Here is a 17,879-nt window from a genome sequence, read left to right as displayed (position 1 = left end):
TCCACGGGCCATGGAGCCCGTCGGCGTCTGGAGAGGGGGGTTTTCCCTACCTCGGGGCCTCGGGGCCCCGAGACCTCGGGCAGGGAGGCGCGCGCCCGTGTGCCTCGCGTGCGGGGCGGTGTCGTCCGTCACCGCGTCCCGGACGTCGGCCGCGCCTGGCCGACGTCGGACGTGCCGGGAGCCGCGTCCGCCGCGGTGCGGTCGCGCCACGGCAGCTCGGCCGTGATCGCCGTCGGTCCGCCCTCCGGCGAGTCGACGACGAACAGGCCGTCGACCGCGGAGAGCCGGTCGGCGAGGCCCTTCATCCCCGTACCGCCGTCGAGGCGTGCGCCGCCCTGGCCGTCGTCCCCCACCTGTATGAGCAGCCGGTCGGACGACCGCCACACCTCCACGGAGGCGGAACGCGCCCCACTGTGCTTGCTGACGTTCTGGAGAAGCTCCGACACCGTGAAGTACGCGATGCCCTCGATGGCCGGCGCCGGACGCTCCGCCAAGTCGACGGTCACCCTGACCGGCACGGTGCAGCGGGAGGCGACCGAGGAGAGCGCCGCGTCCAGACCGCGGTCGGTCAGGACGGCCGGGTGGATGCCCCGCGCCAGGTCCCGCAGCTCCTGAAGGGCCAGCTTCACCTCGCCGTGCGCCTCGTCGACCATCGCCGCCGCCGCGTCGGGATCCTCCAGGAGCTTCTCCTTGGCCAGCCCCAGGCCCATGGCCAGGTTGACCAGACGGGCCTGCGCCCCGTCGTGCAGGTCGCGCTCGATGCGCCGCAGGTCGGCCGCGGCCGTGTCCACCACGACGCCCCGGTCCGACTCCAGCTCGGCGATCCGGCGTTCCAGCTCGTCGGACGGGGACAGCAGCGCGCGCACCATCGCCCGGTCGGCGTTGGCCAGGCCCCGCGCGATGAACGGCAGTACCGGCCACAGCACGAACAACGACGTCAGCGTGATGACGAAGGTGACCACGCCCCAGGGGAGCCGCATGAAGTCGTACAGGACCGCGCGCCAGCCGACCGGGTCCTTCAGCGCCATCCACAACCGGGGAAAGAACCCGCCCCCGCCGTGCAACGGCAGCGGACTGGGCTCCTCCACCCGCACTCCGAGCAGCGCCCGGGCCCGCGCCCGCTCCAGCTTGCCGAGCTGACGCGCGCCGAGCAGTCCGGCCGCCAGCAGCGGCAACCCGATCACCGTGACCGTCAACCCGACCCCGACTGACAGCACCGTGGAGACATAGACGAAGCCGATCAGCGACGCCGGGAAGTTCGCCAGCAGGTGGGCGATCTCTTTCCAGGTGTGCCAGTCGAAGGCGAGACGGGCCGGCGGCAGGCGGTCGCCGTCCGCCCCACCGGCGGTCCCGGCGGGGGTCGAAGTCGCGAGGTGTTCGGTCATACGGATCAGCGTGCCGTGCGGCACGGCACCGCGCCATGAGGTGGACCGCCGGGATGTACTGAGGAAAACCCCACCCCGGCCCCGGCCCACGTCTCAACGTACGACGGGCTGCTTACCGTCTCTTTATCAGGCCCTAGACTCCCGTGCGTACAGATCGTCGAGCAGCCGGCGTTCAGGACAGGGCCAGGACAGGGCCAGGACAGGTCAGGACAGGGATTGAGGGGGCGCACGTGCCGGAACCGACCGTCGGGCTCGCCGCGGACTACTTCCAGTCCTACTCGGTCGTCGCACTGATCGCCGGGGTGGGTGTGCTCTTCGTCGCCGTGGCCTTCGGGGCCGGGCGGCTGCTGCGGCCCGTGGTCCCGACGCCCGAGAAGCTGCTGACGTACGAGTGCGGCGTGGACCCCGTCGGCGAGGGCTGGGCACACACCCAGGTCCGCTACTACGTCTACGCGTTCCTCTACGTCATTTTCGCGGTCGACTCGATCTTCCTCTTCCCCTGGGCGACGGTCTTCGCCGATCCTGGTTACGGAGCGACGACCCTCGTGGAGATGTTCATCTTCCTGGGCTTCCTGGCCGTGGGCCTGCTCTACGCATACAAGAAGGGCGTCCTGTCGTGGACGTGAACCCCTCCGGACCCGTACCGCTCCCGGAGCCCGTACCGCTTCCCGGGCCGAAGCGGCTGGGCACCCTCGCGCGCCTGGCCCCCGAGCCGATGAAGGTCGTCCTGAACTGGGGCCGCCGGTACTCCCTCTGGGTCTTCAACTTCGGCCTCGCCTGCTGCGCGATCGAGTTCATCGCCGCGTCGATGGCCCGCCACGACTTCATCCGGCTCGGCGTCATCCCCTTCGCGCCGGGCCCCCGCCAGGCCGACCTGATGGTCGTCTCGGGCACGGTGACCGACAAGATGGCGCCCGCCGTCAAGCGCCTGTACGAGCAGATGCCCGAGCCCAAGTACGTCATCTCCTTCGGCGCCTGCTCCAACTGCGGCGGCCCGTACTGGGACTCCTACTCCGTGACGAAGGGCGTCGACCAGATCATCCCCGTCGACGTCTACGTCCCCGGCTGCCCGCCGCGCCCCGAGGCACTGCTCCAGGGGATCCTCAAGCTCCAGGAGAAGATCGCACGGGAGTCGCTGGGCGAGCGGTACGGCACGTCGGGCCGGCCGTCGACGGCCGCGCTGCAGAGCGGACTGGTGCGACCGCCGGAGTCGGGCTCGGGGTCGGGCTCCGGACCTGAATCGGAAACGGGTCCTGCATCGGGATCGGGCGCAGGGGGTGCGCGATGACGGCGGTCGGCTGGCTGCCCGTCGGCGCCGAGGAGCTCTTCGGCCCTGAAGCCACGGCCGAGGAGTCGTACGACGTCCTGACCGTCGACGTACCGCCGGCCTCCTGGATCTCCGCCCTGGAGACCGCGCGTGACCGGCTGGGCTGCACGTACTTCGACTGGCTGAGCGCGGTCGACGAGCCGGGCACGGGGTTCCGCGTCGCGGCACACGTCGTGGCCCTCGGACCCGTGCGTCGGCTGCTGCTGCGCACGACGGTTCCGCACGAGTCCCCGGCCCTGCCCACCGCCGTCGCGGTGTACGCGGGGGCGGCCTGGCACGAGCGCGAGACCCACGAGATGTTCGGCGTCCAGTTCGCGGACCATCCCGCGCTGGACCATCTGCTGCTGCCGGAGGGATTCGAGGGCCATCCGCTGCGGAAGGACTTCGTCCTCGCCGCCCGCGTGGCCAAGGCCTGGCCCGGCGCCAAGGAACCGGGCGAGTCCGACCACGGCGGACCCCGTCGCCGCCAGATGCTGCCGCCGGGCGTCCCCGACCCCAACGAGTGGGGCCCGCAGAAGGGCCAGCTCCCGCCCGCCCCGGCCCGCCCGGCACGCGGCGCGGGACGTGCGGCCGGAGAGCGCCCGGCTCGCGCGGCCGGTGACCGGCCGGTCCGCCGGACCCGTACGGCGGGCGAGGGCTCCGCCAGTCAGGCATCGCCGCCCAGCACCAGCACCGGCGCCGGGGCCGGCACCGAAGCGCCGTCCACTCCGCGTCGCTCCCGTACGGCGGCGGAGGGCTCGGCGAGCCAGACGCCCACGGCCGATCAGCCGTCGCCGGCCGACGAGCCCTCGGCGGCTCCGGCGGCTCCGGCGGCTCCGGCGCCCCGGCGCAGCCGCAGCGTGTCGCAGGGCTCGGCGAGCCAGCGGGCTGGCACCGACGCGGGGCAGCCGGAGAAGACCGGGTCGTCCGGCGAGGCCCCCGCCTCCGCCCCCCGAAGCCCGGACGCCCCCTGGCATCACGACCGCCCGGCGTTCGACGAGCCGGCGGACAAGCGCGCCGAAGGCGACGCCTCCGGGGAGCCGCAGGCTCCCGACGAGCCGGACGAGCCGGACGAGCCCCGGAAGTCGGACCGGAAAAACCCCGAGAACCCCGAGAACCCCAGCAACCCCAGCAACCCCCCGAACCCCCCAGGAGGCCCGCGGTGAACGACGCCCTCGACGTCACCCTGCGCCTCCTGATCGTGTTCGTCGTCTTCCTCACGTTCCCCTTGATCGTCGGCCAGACCGAGCACAAGGTGATGGCCCACATGCAGGGCCGCCTCGGCCCGATGTACGCCGGCGGCTTCCACGGCTGGGCCCAGCTCGTCGCGGACGGCGTGAAGTTCGCGCAGAAGGAGGACGTGGTCCCCGCCGACGCGGACCGCCGTATCTTCCAGCTCGCTCCCGCAGTCGCCCTGCTGCCGTACCTCCTGGTGCTCCTGGCCATCCCCATCGGCCCCGGCGAGGGCGCGGTCGGCCAGGTCGTCGACGCGGGCGTCTTCTTCGTGCTCGCCGTGATGGGCGTCGGCGTCCTCGGCTCGCTCATGGCCGGGTGGTCCTCCGCCAACAAGTTCTCCCTCCTCGGCGGCCTGCGCACCGCCGCCCAGCTCCTCGCGTACGAACTCCCGATGCTGCTCACCGCCGCCTCGGTGGCCATGGCGGCCGGCACGGTCTCACTCGTCGGCATCCTGAACGCCTTCGAGTGGTGGTGGCTGCCCTGGCAGATCGTCGGCGCGATCGTCTTCTTCGTCGCCGGCCTGGCCGAACTGCAACGCCCTCCGTTCGACATGCCGGTCGCCGACTCGGAGATCATCTTCGGCGCCTACACCGAGTACACCGGCCTGCGCTTCGCTCTGTTCCTCCTCGCCGAGTACGCCGGGATCATCGTCCTGTGCGGCCTGACCACGGTCCTCTTCCTGGGCGGCTGGCACGGGCCGTGGGGCGCGGACGGCCTGGGCTGGGTGTGGACCCTGCTGAAGGCGGCCGTCCTCGCCTTCGTCGTGATCTGGCTGCGCGTGACCTACCCGCGACTGCGTGAGGACCAGCTCCAGAAACTCTCCTGGACCCTCCTCGTCCCCCTCTCCCTCGCCCAGATCGCCCTCACCGGCATCGTCAAGGTGGTGATCCAGTAACCATGGCCCCCATCCCCGGCTCGGGTCTGGCCAAGGGCCTGGCCGTCACCCTCCGCACGATGACCAGGAAGACCGTCACCGAGCAGTATCCGGACGCCCAGCCCGAACTGCCGCCCCGCACCCGCGGCGTGATCGGCCTGTTCGAGGAGAACTGCACGGTCTGCATGCTGTGCGCCCGCGAGTGCCCCGACTGGTGCATCTACATCGACTCCCACAAGGAGACGGTCCCGGCGGCCACCCCCGGCGGGCGCGACCGCAGCCGCAACGTCCTCGACCGTTTCGCCATCGACTTCTCCCTGTGCATGTACTGCGGTATCTGCATCGAGGTCTGTCCCTTCGACGCCCTGTTCTGGTCCCCGGAGTTCGAGTACGCCGAGACCGACATCCGTGACCTCACCCACGAGCGCGACAGGCTCCGCGACTGGATGTGGACCGTCCCGGCCCCGCCGGCCCTCGACCCGGGCGCCGAGGAACCGAAGGAACTCGCAGCCGCCCGCAAGACCGCCGACAAACTGGCGGCCCAGCAGGAGTCCGCCCAGCAGGAGGCGGACAAGCGGGAGTCGGCCGCCGCTCCCGAGCAGCCGAAGCCGGAACAGGAGGGCCGGGAATGACCCTCGCCGCGACCGTCCGCCATCTGGCCGCGGACCCCGCGACCACGGCCGCCGAAGCCCACGGCTTCCTCTCGCCGACCGGCGTCGAGATCGCCTTCCTCCTGGTCGGCCTGGTCACATTCGGCGCCGCCGTCCTCACCGTCACCACGCGGCAGTTGGTCCACGCCGCCCTGTGGCTGGTGGTGGCCCTCGGCGGCCTGGCCGTCGAGTACCTGCTGCTCACCGCCGAGTTCATCGCCTGGGTACAGGTCCTCATCTACGTCGGGGCGGTCGTCGTTCTCATCCTGTTCGGGCTGATGCTCACCAGGGCCCCCATCGGCCGGTCCCCGGACGCCGACTCCGGCAACCGCTGGGCGGCCCTCACCGTGGCCGTGGCCTCCGCGGCGGCCCTGGTGTGGGTCGTCGTCGATGCCATCCGCGCCACCTGGATCGACCTGGACGGTCCGGCAGCCGGCTCGACCGCCGTCACCGGAGCGAGTCTCTTCCAGAACTGGGTTCTCCCCTTCGAAGCCCTTTCCGTCCTCCTCCTCGCCGCGCTGGTCGGCGCGATCGTCCTGTCCCGCAAGGCCAAGGCGGACCGCGCGAGCGACGCGCCCAAGACCGACGGCCCGAAGATGCACGCGCCCAAGCCCGACGGTCCAAAGACCCACGCGCCCAGGGCCGACGCACTCGGGGCCGAGGGGTCCAACGCCGAGGGATCCAAGGCCGAGGCCGCCGCCCCGAACGCCCCCGCCAAGGGCGGTGACCGCTGATGCACCTCGCCTATCCCGCCGTCCTCTCCGCCCTCCTCTTCTGCACGGGCCTCTACGGTGTCCTGGCCCGCCGCAACGCGATCCTGGTCCTGATGTCGGTCGAGCTGATGCTCAACGCCGTCAACCTCAACCTGGTCGCCTTCGACGTCTGGCTCAGCAAGGCCGCCGAGGAGACCCTGCACTCCGGCCAGGCCCTGACCCTGTTCACGATCGCCATCGCGGCCGCCGAGATCGGCATCGGCCTGGCGATCGTGCTCGCCGTCCACCGCAACCGCGGCACCGCCGACATCGACAAACTGCGTGACACCGCCGAGGGCCACGAGCCGGACGGCCCCGACACCGACACCCCCGCGACCGGGACGGCCGCCGAGAAGGCTGAGGCCACCGCGTGACCACGACCACCCTCGCCGTACTCGTCCCCCTCCTCCCCTTCCTCGGAGCTGCCGCCGGCCTCCTCCTGGGCCGCACGGCGCCCGGCTTCGTCCGCCCGCTGGCCGTCCTGCCGACCCTGGCTGCCCTCGTCCTCGCCGTCCTGGTCGCCTCCCGCCAAGGCGGTGGCCGGGCCGTGGACGCCGCCACGGAGCTGACGCCCACCGGTTCGGTCCCCGTCGAACTCGCCCTGCACATCGACGGCTTCGCCGCCCTCGTCGCCGTCCTGGTCGGCACCGTCGCCACCTGCGTGCAGATCTACTCGACGGGCTACCTGCGCGACGACCCGCGCTACCCCTCGTACGCCGCGCTCGTCTCCCTGTTCACCTCCGCCATGTTCCTCGTCGTCTACTCCGGCGATCTGATGGTGCTGCTGGTCGGCTGGGAAATCATGGGCATCTGCTCGTACTTCCTGGTCGGCCACTACTGGGAGACCCCGGAGGCGCGTGCCGCCTCCCTCAAGGCCTTCCTGGTGACCAAGCTCGGTGACGTCCCCTTCCTGATCGGTCTGCTCGCGCTGGCCACCGAGGCCGGTTCCTTCCGCATCACGAAGATCCTCGGCGCGGTCGCGAACGGCTCGCTCGACCACCCGACGCTGATCGCCCTGCTGCTCCTGGCCGGTGTGGCGGGCAAGTCGGCGCAGTTCCCGCTGCACACCTGGCTCCCCGACGCGATGGCGGGCCCAACACCCGTCTCCGCGCTGATCCACGCGGCGACCATGGTCGCCGCCGGTGTCTACTTCGTCGCCAGGCTCCTTCCGCTCTTCGAGGCCTCACGGGCAGCGATGGTCGTCCTCGCCGTCATGGCCGCCGTCACGATGGTCGGGTCGGCGCTCGCCGCGCTCGCCCAGGACGACATCAAGCGCGTCCTCGCCTACTCGACGATCGGGCAGCTCGGCTACATGACCGGAGCCCTCGCCGCCGGCGACCGCGGTGCCGCCGTCTTCCACCTCCTCACCCACGGCGCCTTCAAGGCGCTGCTCTTCCTCGCCGCCGGCGTGATCATCCACGCCGCCGGCACCAACTCGCTGGCCGCCATGTCCCGCATGCACAACCTGCGCGACCGGGTCCCGGACGCCTACTGGACGATGAGCGTGGCGCTGCTCGCCCTCGCCGCGATCCCTCCCTTCAGCGGCTTCTTCTCCAAGGAGTCCGTCCTCGGCGTCGCGGAGCACGTCGCCACCGGCCACACCGAGCACGCCCCCGGAGCCGCGGGCTGGACGGTCCTCGTCGCCGGGCTGATCACGGCCCTGCTCACCGCCGCATACGCGACGCGCCTGTGGCTGCTGGCCTTCCGCGGGCGGGGCGCCGAGGCTCCCGACCACGGGCGGCAGCCGGTGGTCATGAACGCCGTGCTCTGGGTGCTCGCCATCCCCTCACTCGCTCTCGGCGGGCTCGCCTTCCGACTGCTGCCCGACTGGTTCGACGGCCGGGACCTCACCCCGACCCTCACCACCTCCGTGCTCGGCACTGGCGTGGCCCTGATCGGCGGCATCGTGACCTACGCGACCTGGCGGCACACCACCGCGTTCGCGGCCCGAATCCCGCTCGGCGCGGTCGCGGCCCACCCGGAGGGCGACGCCGCACGGGTGGAGGCCGAGGCCATCGCCAGTCACGAGCCCGCCTACGGAGATGTCGCCTCCGCACCCGACCCGTCGGATCCCGGACGGCTCCTGCTGGGCCCGCTGCACCGGCACGCGGCCGCCGGCTTCCACCTGGACGCGGTGTACACGACCCTCTTCGTCCGGCCCGTCCAGGCCGGCGCGAGCCTCGTGCGGTTCCTCGACCGCGAGGTCGTCGACACCTACGTACGCGGGGCGGGCGCCCTGCCCCGCTGGCTGGGGGGCGCCGTACGACGTGCCCAGACCGGCAATGTGCAGACCTATGTGAGCGCGCTGCTCGCCGGCACCGTCGTCCTCGCGGTCGCCGCCGTCCTCGTCGCCACGGGAGCGTGAGCAGGCGTGATCGATATCAACGAGTCCGTGATGCAGATCCTTCTGGCGTTCGTCGTCGTCGGCCCGCTCCTGGGGGCCGCCGCCGCTCTGCTGCCCGCCCCGCCCGGGCTGAAGGGGAAGTCGCCCGAGCAGGCCGTCCTGCGGCACGGCGTCACCGTCACCGGCGCCGTCCTCATCGCCGCGATCGTCCTCGTGCTCGGCTTCGACCACGACCATCCGTCGAAGATGCAGGCCAGCACGGACATCAGCTGGATCCCCGCACTCGACGTGCGCATCCACCTCGGCATCGACGGCATCTCCCTCCCCCTCCTGGTCCTGACCGCGCTGCTGACCTTCCTGTGCGCGCTCTACTCGTACTTCAAGCAGCGGCAGGAGCCGCCGACGGAGCCGCGGACCGCGGGCCACGGCCCGAAGGGCTTCGTCGCGCTGCTGCTCGTCCTGGAGTCCGGCACCCTCGCGACCTTCGCCGCCCTCGACCTGATCCTGTTCTTCCTCGCCTTCGAGATGGTCCTCATCCCCATGTACTTCCTCATCGCCCGCTGGGGCGGCGAGGGACGGGCGGGGGCCGCCTGGAAGTTCATCCTCTTCACGCTCCTCGGCTCCGTCGTCATGCTGCTCGGCCTGCTCCTGATCGGAATCACGGCGGGCACATTCGACATGGTGGCACTCGCCACTGACAACGGCCGGTCGCTGACCACGTCCGTGCAGGTCATCGCGGTTCTGGCGATCGGAATCGGGTTGGCCGTGAAGACCCCGATGTGGCCGCTGCACAGCTGGCTGCCGGACGCCCACACCGCCGCGCCGACCGTCGGCTCGGTCCTGCTGGCCGGTGTTCTGCTCAAGATGGGTACATATGGGTTCGTCCGGATTCTGCTGCCGGTCGCGCCGGACGGATTCCGCACCTTCGCGCCCTACCTCGCGGCCTTCGCCGTGGTCGGCATCATCTACGGCTCCCTGGCCTGCCTGGCCCTGGCCAAGAGGGGTGCGAAGGGCGACCTCAAGCGCCTCATCGCCTACTCCTCCGTCGGCCACATGGGCTTCGTCCTGCTCGGCATCGCGACGATGACCCCGACCGGCGTGAACGGCGCCCTGTTCGCCAACATCGCCCACGGCCTCATCACCGGCCTGCTCTTCTTCGTCGTCGGCGCTCTCAAGGACCGCACCGGCACCACCGACCTCGACACCCTCGCCGAGGAGACCGGCGCCGCCCTGTACGGCAAGGCACCCCGCCTCGGCGGCCTGCTCGCCTTCGCCGCGGTCGCCTCGCTCGGCCTGCCCGGCCTGGCCGGTTTCTGGGGCGAGATGCTGGCCCTGTTCGGCGCCTTCGACCCCCACGACGACCTCAGCCGCCCCGCCTTCCTCACCTTCATGGTGATCGCCGCGTTCGGCACCCTGCTGACGGCCGCGTACTTGCTGATCGTGGTCCGCCGCGTCTGCATGGGCGTCCTGCCGCGCGAAGCCCCGAGGCTCGCCGACGTACGCACGTACGAATTCGCCGCCTGGACCCCGCTCGTCGTCCTCACCGTCGTCGCCGGGCTGTGGCCCAGGACCCTCCTCGGGCTGACCGACCCGGCCGTGCAGCAGCTCCTCTCAGGAGGCACCCGATGAGCTTCCAGGACCACCCCCTCGCCGGGACCGTCTCGCAGCCGCTGGCCCAGAACCTCGTCCAGTCCGTCGACTGGCTCGCCATCGCGCCGCCCACCATCGCGGCCGTCGTCGGACTCGTCGTCCTCGTCACCGACCTCTTCGTCAAGGACGCCCGCAAGCCGCTGCTCGGCTGGATGTCGGTCGCCGGACTCGCCGCCTCCGCCCTCATGCTGCTGCCCCTGGTGAACGGCGACCGCTCGACCTTCTGCCAGACCGGCGACGCCGATGTCTGCAGCTACACCGCGGACACCTTCACCCTCGCCATCCAGTTCCTGGTCCTCGGCGGGGCCCTCCTGACCGCGCTCCTCTCGGTCACCGCGGTCAAGGACGCCGGCCGGGGACTGCCCGAGGGCGAGTTCTGGTTCCTGCTGCTCTCCTCGGCGGCCGGCGCCGCGTTGCTCCCCGCCTCCCGCGACCTCGCGACCCTGATCGTCGCCCTGGAGGTCGCCTCCCTCCCCGCCTTCGCCCTGGTGGGCCTGCGACAGGGCGACCGCCGGTCTTCCGAAGCCGCTCTCAAGTTCTTCCTGTCCTCGGTCACCGCGACCGCGGTCAGCCTCATGGGCATCAGCTTCGTGTACGCCACCACCGGCACCCTCTACCTCACCCAGGTGGCCGACCGCATCCAGAGCGTCGACGGGCAGCTCACCACGCTGGCCCAGACCGGCGTCGTCCTCACCCTCGTCGGCTTCGCCTTCAAGACGGCCGCCGTGCCCTTCCACTTCTGGGTGCCCGACACCTACGTCGGCGCGCCCCTGCCGATCGCCGCCTACCTGTCCGTGATCGGCAAGGCGGTCGGCTTCTCCGGCCTGATCCTCGTCACGGTCATCGCCCTCCCGTCCTACGCCGACCTCTGGGGCCCTGCCCTCGCTGCGCTGGCCGCGCTCACCATGACCGTCGGCAACGTCGGAGCCCTCCGGCAACAGGCCACGCGCGCGTACAGCGCGGTACGCCTGCTCGCCTGGTCGTCCGTCGGCCAGGCCGGCTACCTCCTGGTGCCGATCGCCGCCGCCGCGTACTCCGACGATCCCGAGCGGTCCATCGGCTCCACCGTCGCCTACGCGCTCATGTACGCCGCCGTGAACCTCGGCGCCTTCGCGGTGGCCGCCCTGGTGGGCCGTACGAGGTCACTGAACCGCGTCGCCGACTACCGCGGCCTGTACGCGTCCAACCCCCTGACCGCCCTCCTCCTGGCGTTCTTCCTGCTCTGCCTCGCGGGACTGCCGCCCGGCGTCATCGGCCTCTTCGCCAAGGTCACGGTCTTCTCCGCAGCCGTCGACGCCGGGCTCGGCTGGCTGGCCGTCGTCATGGCGGTCAACGTCGTGATCGCGCTCTTCTACTACCTCCAATGGACGGCCCAGCTGTTCCGGGCGCCCGAGGAGCCGACCGTCGGCCACCATGTGCCCGTCCCCCTCACAGCGGCGATCACCGTGACCGCGGTCCTCGCCCTCGCCCTCTCCGGAGCACCCCAGCTGATCCTCCGCTTCACCGACACCGGTCTCTTCTGAGCACAGCCGCTCCGGCACTCGCGCGTGCCGCACCCGGCTTCCCCACGCGCGTGCCGACGCCGCGGCCGTCACCCGTACGGACCACGCGCCCCGCCGTGAGCGCCGGGGAACTGGTGGCCCTCGCCTGGCGTTGACCAGTACGGAAGGGTCCACTGGACGTGATGCCACGGCACCGGTGGCACCGGAGACCAGGAAGCAACCACAGCGAGCGAGACCAGCAAGCGAAGGGTTCCCCTGCCGCACCACTTGGAGGGCGTACCGTGCACCGCCGGCACAACGGGCTCAGGACCGCAGTACTCCTCGGGGGACTGTCGGCGCTCATCATCGTCATCGGCAGCTTCTTCGGCCGAGCGGGGCTTGTCGTGGCCGTCCTCGTCGCCCTGGGCACCAACGCGTACGCGTACTGGAACAGCGACAAGCTGGCCCTGCGCGCGATGCGGGCCCGCCCGGTCAGCGAGTTCGAGGCCCCGGCGCTGTACCGCATGGTCCGAGACCTCTCCACGCAGGCCCGCCAGCCCATGCCGCGCCTCTACATCTCACCGACCGAGGCACCCAACGCCTTCGCGACCGGACGCAACCCGCGCAACGCGGCCGTGTGCTGCACCGAAGGCATCATGCGCCTGCTCGACGAGCGCGAGCTGCGCGGCGTCATCGGGCACGAGCTCAGCCATGTCTACAACCGGGACATCCTGATCTCGTCCGTCGCGGGCGCCCTCGCCTCAGTGATCATGTTCCTGGTCAACTTCGCCTGGCTCATCCCCATCGGACGCTCCAACGACGATGACGGACCCGGTCTGCTGGGCATGCTCCTCATCATGCTTCTCGGTCCGCTTGCCGCCACCGTCATCCAGCTGGCGATCAGCCGCTCCAGGGAGTACGAGGCCGACGCCTCCGGTGCGCAGCTCACCGGCGATCCCCTCGCCCTCGCCAGCGCCCTGCGCAAACTCGAAACGGGCACGAAGCAGCTTCCACTGCCTCCGGAGCCCCGGATCGAGACCGCCAGCCACATGATGATCGCCAACCCGTTCCGACCAGGACAGGGGCTGTCGAAGATGTTCTCCACCCACCCGCCGATGGCGGAGCGAATCGCCCGGCTCGAAAAGATGGCAGGTCGTCAGCAGTGAAGACCATCCTCAACGTCATTTGGCTCGTGCTCAGCGGCTTCTGGCTGTTCCTCGCCTACCTGCTCGCGGGCGTGCTGCTCTGCGTCACGATCATCGGCATCCCCTTCGGGATCGCGGCCTTCCGTATCGGCGTCTACGCGCTGTGGCCCTTCGGCTACACGGCGGTCGAGCGCCAGGACGCCGGAGCCCCCTCCTGCGTCGGCAACGTGCTGTGGCTGGTCCTGGCCGGCTGGTGGCTGGCCCTCGGCCACATCGTCACCGGCATCGCGCTCTGCGTCACGATCATCGGCATCCCGCTGGGCATCGCCAACTTCAAGCTGATCCCCGTCTCGCTGCTCCCGATGGGACGCGAGATCGTACGGACGGACCAGCCGTTCACGGCCACCGCGGGCGGCCGGCAGACGGGTTGGTAGAACGAGCCTGGAGCGCTCGTTGTCCACAACTTCCGGGTTGTCCACAGGCCCGCTCGTTCGTCGGTGGCGGCCTGCATGATGAATGCATGAGCGAGAACGAGCAGTTGCCGGCACGGGTGGCCGACAAGGCACACAACACCCGCCCCTGGAGCCGGGATTCTTTGCCCGCGCCCGTCGACGGGACGACCCCGCCCCGGCCCGGGACAGCCTTGGGCCACTCCCTCCCTCCGCTGCTCGCCGAGCCGTATCTGCGGATAGGGGACGGCGGGTTCCGGCCGGGGTGCGGTCTGCTGCCGACTGGTACGTCGATGCCCCGTGCCTCACGGGCCGGCTGCACACCTGGCTCGGCGGCACGGGCTGGTACGAGGAGGCCAGCGAGGGCCCGGAACCGGTCCCGTGGACCGACTTCCCCCTGCGCAAGGGAAGAGGACCCACGGCGGCCGCGCCCCCCGCCCAGACCCCCCTGAGAAGCCCGAGGCATGACGGCCTCGCGGCCAGCCCGCCCCACGGCCCTCCCCCCCCCCACGGCCACCTACCGCGAAACCTGCTGCCCCCGCACGCCGTACGCGACGACCCCCACCGCCAGCACACCCACACCCACGACGACCGACCCCGCCGGAAGCGAGAAGGCGAGCACCACGCACCCGATCAGACCCAGCGCCGGTACCACCCGCGACGCCCTCGACCGGTCGAGCGTCCAGGCCGACGCGTTGGCCACCGCGTAGTACACGAGCACACCGAAGGAGGAGAAGCCGATCGCGTCCCGCACGTCCACCGTGGCCGCCAGGCCGGCGACCACCGCGCCCACGGCCAGCTCGGCCCGGTGCGGCACCTGAAAACGCGGATGCACCGCGGCCAGCGCTTCGGGCAGATGACGGTCCCGGGCCATGGCGAGCGTGGTCCGTGACACGCCCAGGATCAACGCCAGCAGCGAGCCCAGCGCCGCCACCGCCGCGCCCACTCGCACGACCGGTACGAGCCCCGGCACACCGGCCGCCCGCACCGCGTCCGCCAGCGGAGCCGGCGCCTGCCCCAGCCCGACCGGGCCCAGCACCGAGAGGACGGCCACCGCGACACACACGTACACCGCCAGCGTGATCCCCAGGGCCAGCGGGATCGCGCGGGGAATGGTGCGCCGAGGATCCCGCACCTCCTCACCCAGGGTCGCGATCCGGGCGTACCCCGCGAACGCGAAGAACAGCAGCCCGGCCGCCTCCAGCACCCCGCCGGCGCCCTCCGACAACCCGATGTCCAGCCGTCCGGCATCGGACCGCCCCGACCCCAGGCAGACCACCACCACGGAAGCGAGGACAGCCAGGACGACCGCCACGATCACCCGCGTCAGCCAGGCGGACTTCTGGATGCCGCCGTAGTTCACCGCGGTCAGCGCCACCACGGCCGCGACCGCCACCACATGCGCCCATTCCGGCCAGACGTACACGCCAACGGTGAGCGCCATGGCAGCACAGGAGGCTGTCTTCCCGACGATGAACGACCAGCCCGCGAGGTACCCCCAGAACTCCCCGAGCCGCTCACGCCCATAGACGTACGTGCCGCCCGAGGCCGGACAACGGGCGGCCAGCCGCGCCGAGGACATGGCGTTGCAGTAGGCCACCACGGCCGCCACCGCGAGACCGATCAGCAACCCCGACCCGCCCGCGCGCGCCGCCGGCGCCAGAGTGGCGAAGATCCCGGCGCCGATCATCGAACCGAGCCCGACGACGACGGCGTCGCCCACACCCAGCGTGCGACGCAGCTCAGAACCCGCAGGTGTCATGGGTCGCACCATACTGATCAGCGCAACCACCGGACGCGCTCGCAACGTCCTCCCCGCCAAGAGGACATGAACATCGCGACCGCGAAGGAAAGAGCCCACAGCACCGGGAAGGTGCGGGCACAGCGAGAAAGGGCAGGGTCACGGCATGACCGTCATCAGCTGGATCATCCTGGGACTGTTGGCCGGGGCCATCGCCAAGTTCCTGTTGCCGGGACGGGACCCCGGAGGGCTGATCGGCACGACCGTGATCGGCATCGCGGGGGCGTTCATCGGCGGCTGGATATCGGCCCGCTGGCTGGACCACCCGATCAGCAAGGACTTCTACGACGGCGCCACCTGGGCGGCGGCCATCGGCGGTGCACTGGTGCTCCTGATCGCCTACCGGCTTCTCTTCGGCAACTCACGCGACTGAACGCGACCGCACGCGCGTGCACTGCGGACGGGAGGGCGGGCGCCGCCGGGCGCCCGCCCTCCCGTCCGCAGCAACTCACCGGTAGTTGACGAACTGCAGCGCGAAGTCGAAGTCCTGGCCCTTCAGCAGGGTGATGACGGTCTGCAGGTCGTCACGGCTCTTCGAAGAGACCCGCAGCTCCTCACCCTGCACCTGGGCCTTCACGCCCTTGGGGCCCTCATCGCGGATGAGCTTGGCCACCTTCTTCGCGTTCTCCTGGGAGATGCCCTCCTCGATCGACGCGAAGATCTTGTACTCCTTGCCGGAGAGCTGCGGCTCGCCCGCGTCCAGAGCCTTCAGCGAGATGCCGCGCTTGATCAGCTTGGACTGGAAGACGTCGAGGACGGCGCTCACCCGGTCCTCGGAGTTGGCCTCCATGAGGATCCTCTCGCCGGACCACGAGATCGAGGCACCCACGCCCTTGAAGTCGTAGCGCTGCGAGATCTCCTTGGCGGCCTGGTTGAGGGCGTTGTCGACCTCCTGCCGCTCGACCTTCGAGACGATGTCGAAACTGGAGTCGGCCATGTCCTGTGGCTCCTTGTATCTGGGTGCGTGTCGGCCCATATCGGGCTCGTACCGGCATGTGTCGGCGGCCGCCGAGCCCGCCAGGGTCCCTCGGCCGCATCCGGACCAGCCTAGCCACCCGCCGCCCCCCGAGCGGCGATCAATCGGGTGGCGAAGCACCCCGCCACATCAGGTATTGTTTACGTCGTTGCCACGGAGCGCCGCCGAAAAGCGGCTCGACAGGCAGCAAACCCCGGCGGTGTGCCCGAGCGGCCAAAGGGAGCAGACTGTAAATCTGCCGGCTCAGCCTTCCCAGGTTCGAATCCTGGCGCCGCCACACGACCGAAAGGGTCTGTGACCAGCAGCAATGCTGATCACAGACCCTTTCGTCGTTCCCGGGCATGGCCTGATCGTTATGAGCGCTTTTTCCCACTGTGTCTCACCCTGATTCGGGTGCTGACCAGTCCGTGTGGGGCAGGCGTGGGGCAGCTTCCGGCCCGCCTAGCTGCCTTTCTTCAGTGCCCGCTCGATCCGGGCGTTCGCTGTGGCGGCGCCGCCGTCCAGGCACTTCGCGTAGACCCGGAACAGAACGGCCACGCTGTGGCCGGCGCGAGCTGCTACCTCCTGCGGCTCCACACCAGAACTGAGCCACGTGGACACGGCGGCGTGGCGAAGATCATATGGACGCTTCGCCAGCAGTGACGCGCACTGAGCCGGCGTGAGCGCGCGGCCACGGGCCTCCGCCCATACTTCGCCGTACCCGGTGTCCTGGATGAGCCCGCCGCGTTGTGTCCGGAACAGCCGTCCGTCGGGAGCGACACCGTACGCGGTGACGTGCCACCGCAGCAGGCTCACGAGGTCGGGCGGGATCGGCACGCTGCGGACCGCTTTCCGGGGCCGGTGTTTGAGCCCTCGCCGGTCGTGCGCCTCCCCGCTGTCCGTCCAGGCCGACCCCGAGCGCGGGCGGGTTTCCCGGAGCCGCAAGGTGCCCCACCCGCGGCGGGGCAATTCGCAGTCCTGGAGACGGAGGCCGATGACTTCCGCCGGCCGTGCAGCCGCGTAGTACATGCAGCCGAAGAATGCGACCAGACGCCGCCCGCGAGGGCTCTGCGTGCGCACGGCGTCGAGCAGCGCGAGAGCCTGCCGTGGGTCCGGCACTGAAGCGGGGTCCAGTTCCTCGGCTACCTGCTCCGGGGACTTCCACTGCACCTGTGGCAAGGGGTTATCCGTCAAGCGTCCAGCTTCAACGGCGTAGCCGAGAGCGTTGTGAAGGATGGCCCGCTTCCGGCGGATGGTCGACGCTGCCGCCGTGGTGCCGTCCAGCTTCTTGGTCAACGCGTTCAGGGCCGCGCGTACTTTCATTCGGTCGGTCAACGCGGACGTAGGCAGGGACTTCCGCTCGAACCATGCCAGCACCGCGGCCACGTCGGCCGGCGGTTCCTGGTCACGGCGGCTCACGTTGAATGCCCAGCTATAGAGAGCTGTCCGAACCGTCGTGGCGTCGGCCATGCCCTTGGTGTCCTTGACGAGAGCTGGCGTCACGGTGGCCATGGCTTCCGCGAGCGTCCGGCGAGTCGAGCCGGGGGAGTGCTGCCACTTCATCTCGATGTACTCCCGGGCGTGCTGGTACCAACTCACGTCGTTGCGCTGCCGCAGCTCGGAGAGTGGCGCTCCGGTGGACTCATCGAACGGCTCGCCAGCGTGCGCCGCCCGCAGCAGCTCGGCGCGGCGGCCCTCTGCCAGTGTCTTGGTGCGGAAAGTCTGAGAGTGCGGAGTGGCGCCCGTCTTCCAGCGCAATTCGGCAGAGGTCTGTGCACGGTCCTTCCGTTGTCGGATGGACCAGATGCGAACGTCGTACGTCTTGCCCATCGGGGGCCTTCCTGCGAATGG

Annotated in this window: 17 protein-coding genes, 1 tRNA gene and 1 pseudogene; 15 read left to right on the top strand and 4 right to left on the bottom strand. The window is 70.8% G+C overall.

The genetic code is table 11. From position 1 onward, the window contains the following. Window positions 1-128: 128 nt before the first annotated feature. Window positions 129-1,385: a sensor histidine kinase gene (locus tag ACFW01_RS01220; protein ID WP_384502008.1), complete on the bottom strand. Its 1,257-nt coding sequence runs from the start codon at window positions 1,383-1,385 to the stop codon at window positions 129-131. A 230-nt stretch (window positions 1,386-1,615) separates the two neighbouring features. Here ACFW01_RS01220 and ACFW01_RS01215 point away from each other — a divergent pair, with 230 nt between their 5' ends. The 13 genes and pseudogenes from ACFW01_RS01215 to ACFW01_RS01155 form a co-directional block, all read left to right on the top strand. Beyond that, window positions 1,616-2,011 (top strand): NADH-quinone oxidoreductase subunit A, encoded by a 396-nt coding sequence (locus ACFW01_RS01215; RefSeq protein ID WP_234957997.1) that lies wholly within the window; start codon window positions 1,616-1,618, stop codon window positions 2,009-2,011. Beyond that, window positions 2,002-2,673, top strand: a complete 672-nt coding sequence (locus ACFW01_RS01210; protein WP_384502006.1) for an NADH-quinone oxidoreductase subunit B — start codon at window positions 2,002-2,004, stop codon at window positions 2,671-2,673. Before ACFW01_RS01215 ends, ACFW01_RS01210 begins: the two co-directional genes overlap by 10 nt. Then, a complete protein-coding gene (locus ACFW01_RS01205; protein ID WP_384502004.1) occupies window positions 2,670-3,857 on the top strand; it encodes an NADH-quinone oxidoreductase subunit C in 1,188 nt (395 codons plus the stop codon). The genes ACFW01_RS01210 and ACFW01_RS01205 overlap by 4 nt, the downstream gene beginning before the upstream one ends. After that, window positions 3,854-4,822, top strand: a complete 969-nt coding sequence (locus ACFW01_RS01200) for a complex I subunit 1 family protein (protein ID WP_234957994.1) — start codon at window positions 3,854-3,856, stop codon at window positions 4,820-4,822. Before ACFW01_RS01205 ends, ACFW01_RS01200 begins: the two co-directional genes overlap by 4 nt. A 2-nt stretch (window positions 4,823-4,824) precedes the next feature. Beyond that, window positions 4,825-5,433: an NADH-quinone oxidoreductase subunit I gene (locus ACFW01_RS01195; protein WP_234957993.1), complete on the top strand. Its 609-nt coding sequence runs from the start codon at window positions 4,825-4,827 to the stop codon at window positions 5,431-5,433. Further along, window positions 5,430-6,185 carry an NADH-quinone oxidoreductase subunit J gene (locus ACFW01_RS01190; RefSeq protein ID WP_384502001.1) on the top strand — a complete coding sequence of 252 codons (756 nt, stop codon included), beginning with the start codon at window positions 5,430-5,432 and terminating at the stop codon, window positions 6,183-6,185. The genes ACFW01_RS01195 and ACFW01_RS01190 overlap by 4 nt, the downstream gene beginning before the upstream one ends. Then, the gene (gene nuoK / locus ACFW01_RS01185) at window positions 6,185-6,577 is read left to right on the top strand and encodes an NADH-quinone oxidoreductase subunit NuoK (RefSeq protein WP_234957991.1); all 393 of its coding nucleotides are present in this window, start codon (window positions 6,185-6,187) and stop codon (window positions 6,575-6,577) included. The genes ACFW01_RS01190 and nuoK overlap by 1 nt, the downstream gene beginning before the upstream one ends. Then, a complete protein-coding gene (locus tag ACFW01_RS01180) occupies window positions 6,574-8,568 on the top strand; it encodes an NADH-quinone oxidoreductase subunit L (protein WP_384501999.1) in 1,995 nt (664 codons plus the stop codon). The genes nuoK and ACFW01_RS01180 overlap by 4 nt, the downstream gene beginning before the upstream one ends. Window positions 8,569-8,574: 6 nt before the next feature. Further along, window positions 8,575-10,176 (top strand): NuoM family protein, encoded by a 1,602-nt coding sequence (locus ACFW01_RS01175; protein ID WP_384501997.1) that lies wholly within the window; start codon window positions 8,575-8,577, stop codon window positions 10,174-10,176. Beyond that, window positions 10,173-11,720 (top strand): NADH-quinone oxidoreductase subunit N, encoded by a 1,548-nt coding sequence (locus tag ACFW01_RS01170; RefSeq protein WP_234957988.1) that lies wholly within the window; start codon window positions 10,173-10,175, stop codon window positions 11,718-11,720. The genes ACFW01_RS01175 and ACFW01_RS01170 overlap by 4 nt, the downstream gene beginning before the upstream one ends. Window positions 11,721-11,980: 260 nt before the next feature. Continuing rightward, on the top strand, window positions 11,981-12,844 hold the full coding sequence (gene htpX, locus ACFW01_RS01165) for a zinc metalloprotease HtpX (protein ID WP_234957987.1): 864 nt from the start codon (window positions 11,981-11,983) through the stop codon (window positions 12,842-12,844). After that, on the top strand, window positions 12,841-13,257 hold the full coding sequence (locus ACFW01_RS01160; protein ID WP_234957986.1) for a YccF domain-containing protein: 417 nt from the start codon (window positions 12,841-12,843) through the stop codon (window positions 13,255-13,257). The genes htpX and ACFW01_RS01160 overlap by 4 nt, the downstream gene beginning before the upstream one ends. An 86-nt stretch (window positions 13,258-13,343) precedes the next feature. After that, window positions 13,344-13,711 (top strand): annotated as a pseudogene (locus ACFW01_RS01155) (hypothetical protein); the annotation flags it as partial. 78 nt (window positions 13,712-13,789) lie between these two features. Here ACFW01_RS01155 and ACFW01_RS01150 read toward each other — a convergent pair. Next, complete coding sequence (locus ACFW01_RS01150) at window positions 13,790-15,034, bottom strand: APC family permease (RefSeq protein WP_234957985.1); 1,245 nt, start codon at window positions 15,032-15,034, stop codon at window positions 13,790-13,792. A 145-nt stretch (window positions 15,035-15,179) separates the two neighbouring features. Between ACFW01_RS01150 and ACFW01_RS01145 the strand changes: the two genes are divergently transcribed. Next, window positions 15,180-15,446, top strand: coding sequence for a GlsB/YeaQ/YmgE family stress response membrane protein (locus ACFW01_RS01145; RefSeq protein ID WP_125495721.1), 267 nt, complete (start codon window positions 15,180-15,182; stop codon window positions 15,444-15,446). 75 nt (window positions 15,447-15,521) lie between these two features. Here the strand turns inward: ACFW01_RS01145 and ACFW01_RS01140 are convergent, their stop codons facing one another. Then, window positions 15,522-16,010 carry a YajQ family cyclic di-GMP-binding protein gene (locus ACFW01_RS01140; protein ID WP_234957984.1) on the bottom strand — a complete coding sequence of 163 codons (489 nt, stop codon included), beginning with the start codon at window positions 16,008-16,010 and terminating at the stop codon, window positions 15,522-15,524. A 234-nt stretch (window positions 16,011-16,244) separates the two neighbouring features. Here ACFW01_RS01140 and ACFW01_RS01135 point away from each other — a divergent pair. Next, window positions 16,245-16,326 (top strand) — tRNA-Tyr (locus ACFW01_RS01135). 164 nt (window positions 16,327-16,490) lie between these two features. On the opposite strand, the gene ACFW01_RS01130 is transcribed toward ACFW01_RS01135, so the two are convergent. Next, complete coding sequence (locus ACFW01_RS01130) at window positions 16,491-17,858, bottom strand: tyrosine-type recombinase/integrase (protein ID WP_384501993.1); 1,368 nt, start codon at window positions 17,856-17,858, stop codon at window positions 16,491-16,493. Between the last annotated feature and the right edge of the window lie 21 nt (window positions 17,859-17,879).

The sequence above is a fragment of the Streptomyces sp. NPDC058985 genome (assembly GCF_042740985.1).
In the GTDB taxonomy this organism is placed as follows: domain Bacteria; phylum Actinomycetota; class Actinomycetes; order Streptomycetales; family Streptomycetaceae; genus Streptomyces.
Note: the sequence above shows the minus strand (reverse complement) of the source record. Positions and strands in the feature narration are given on the sequence as shown.

Excerpts from the sequence above, each read along its gene's own strand:
- ACFW01_RS01220 (WP_384502008.1), bottom strand. The coding sequence starts at position 1,385 with ATGACCGAACACCTCGCGACTTCGACCCCCGCCGGGACCGCCGGTGGG.
- ACFW01_RS01130 (WP_384501993.1), bottom strand. The coding sequence starts at position 17,858 with ATGGGCAAGACGTACGACGTTCGCATCTGGTCCATCCGACAACGGAAG.
- nuoK (WP_234957991.1), top strand. The coding sequence starts at position 6,185 with ATGCACCTCGCCTATCCCGCCGTCCTCTCCGCCCTCCTCTTCTGCACG.
- ACFW01_RS01195 (WP_234957993.1), top strand. The coding sequence starts at position 4,825 with ATGGCCCCCATCCCCGGCTCGGGTCTGGCCAAGGGCCTGGCCGTCACC.
- ACFW01_RS01150 (WP_234957985.1), bottom strand. The coding sequence starts at position 15,034 with ATGACACCTGCGGGTTCTGAGCTGCGTCGCACGCTGGGTGTGGGCGAC.
- ACFW01_RS01170 (WP_234957988.1), top strand. The coding sequence starts at position 10,173 with ATGAGCTTCCAGGACCACCCCCTCGCCGGGACCGTCTCGCAGCCGCTG.
- ACFW01_RS01205 (WP_384502004.1), top strand. The coding sequence starts at position 2,670 with ATGACGGCGGTCGGCTGGCTGCCCGTCGGCGCCGAGGAGCTCTTCGGC.
- ACFW01_RS01140 (WP_234957984.1), bottom strand. The coding sequence starts at position 16,010 with ATGGCCGACTCCAGTTTCGACATCGTCTCGAAGGTCGAGCGGCAGGAG.
- ACFW01_RS01145 (WP_125495721.1), top strand. The coding sequence starts at position 15,180 with ATGACCGTCATCAGCTGGATCATCCTGGGACTGTTGGCCGGGGCCATC.
- ACFW01_RS01190 (WP_384502001.1), top strand. The coding sequence starts at position 5,430 with ATGACCCTCGCCGCGACCGTCCGCCATCTGGCCGCGGACCCCGCGACC.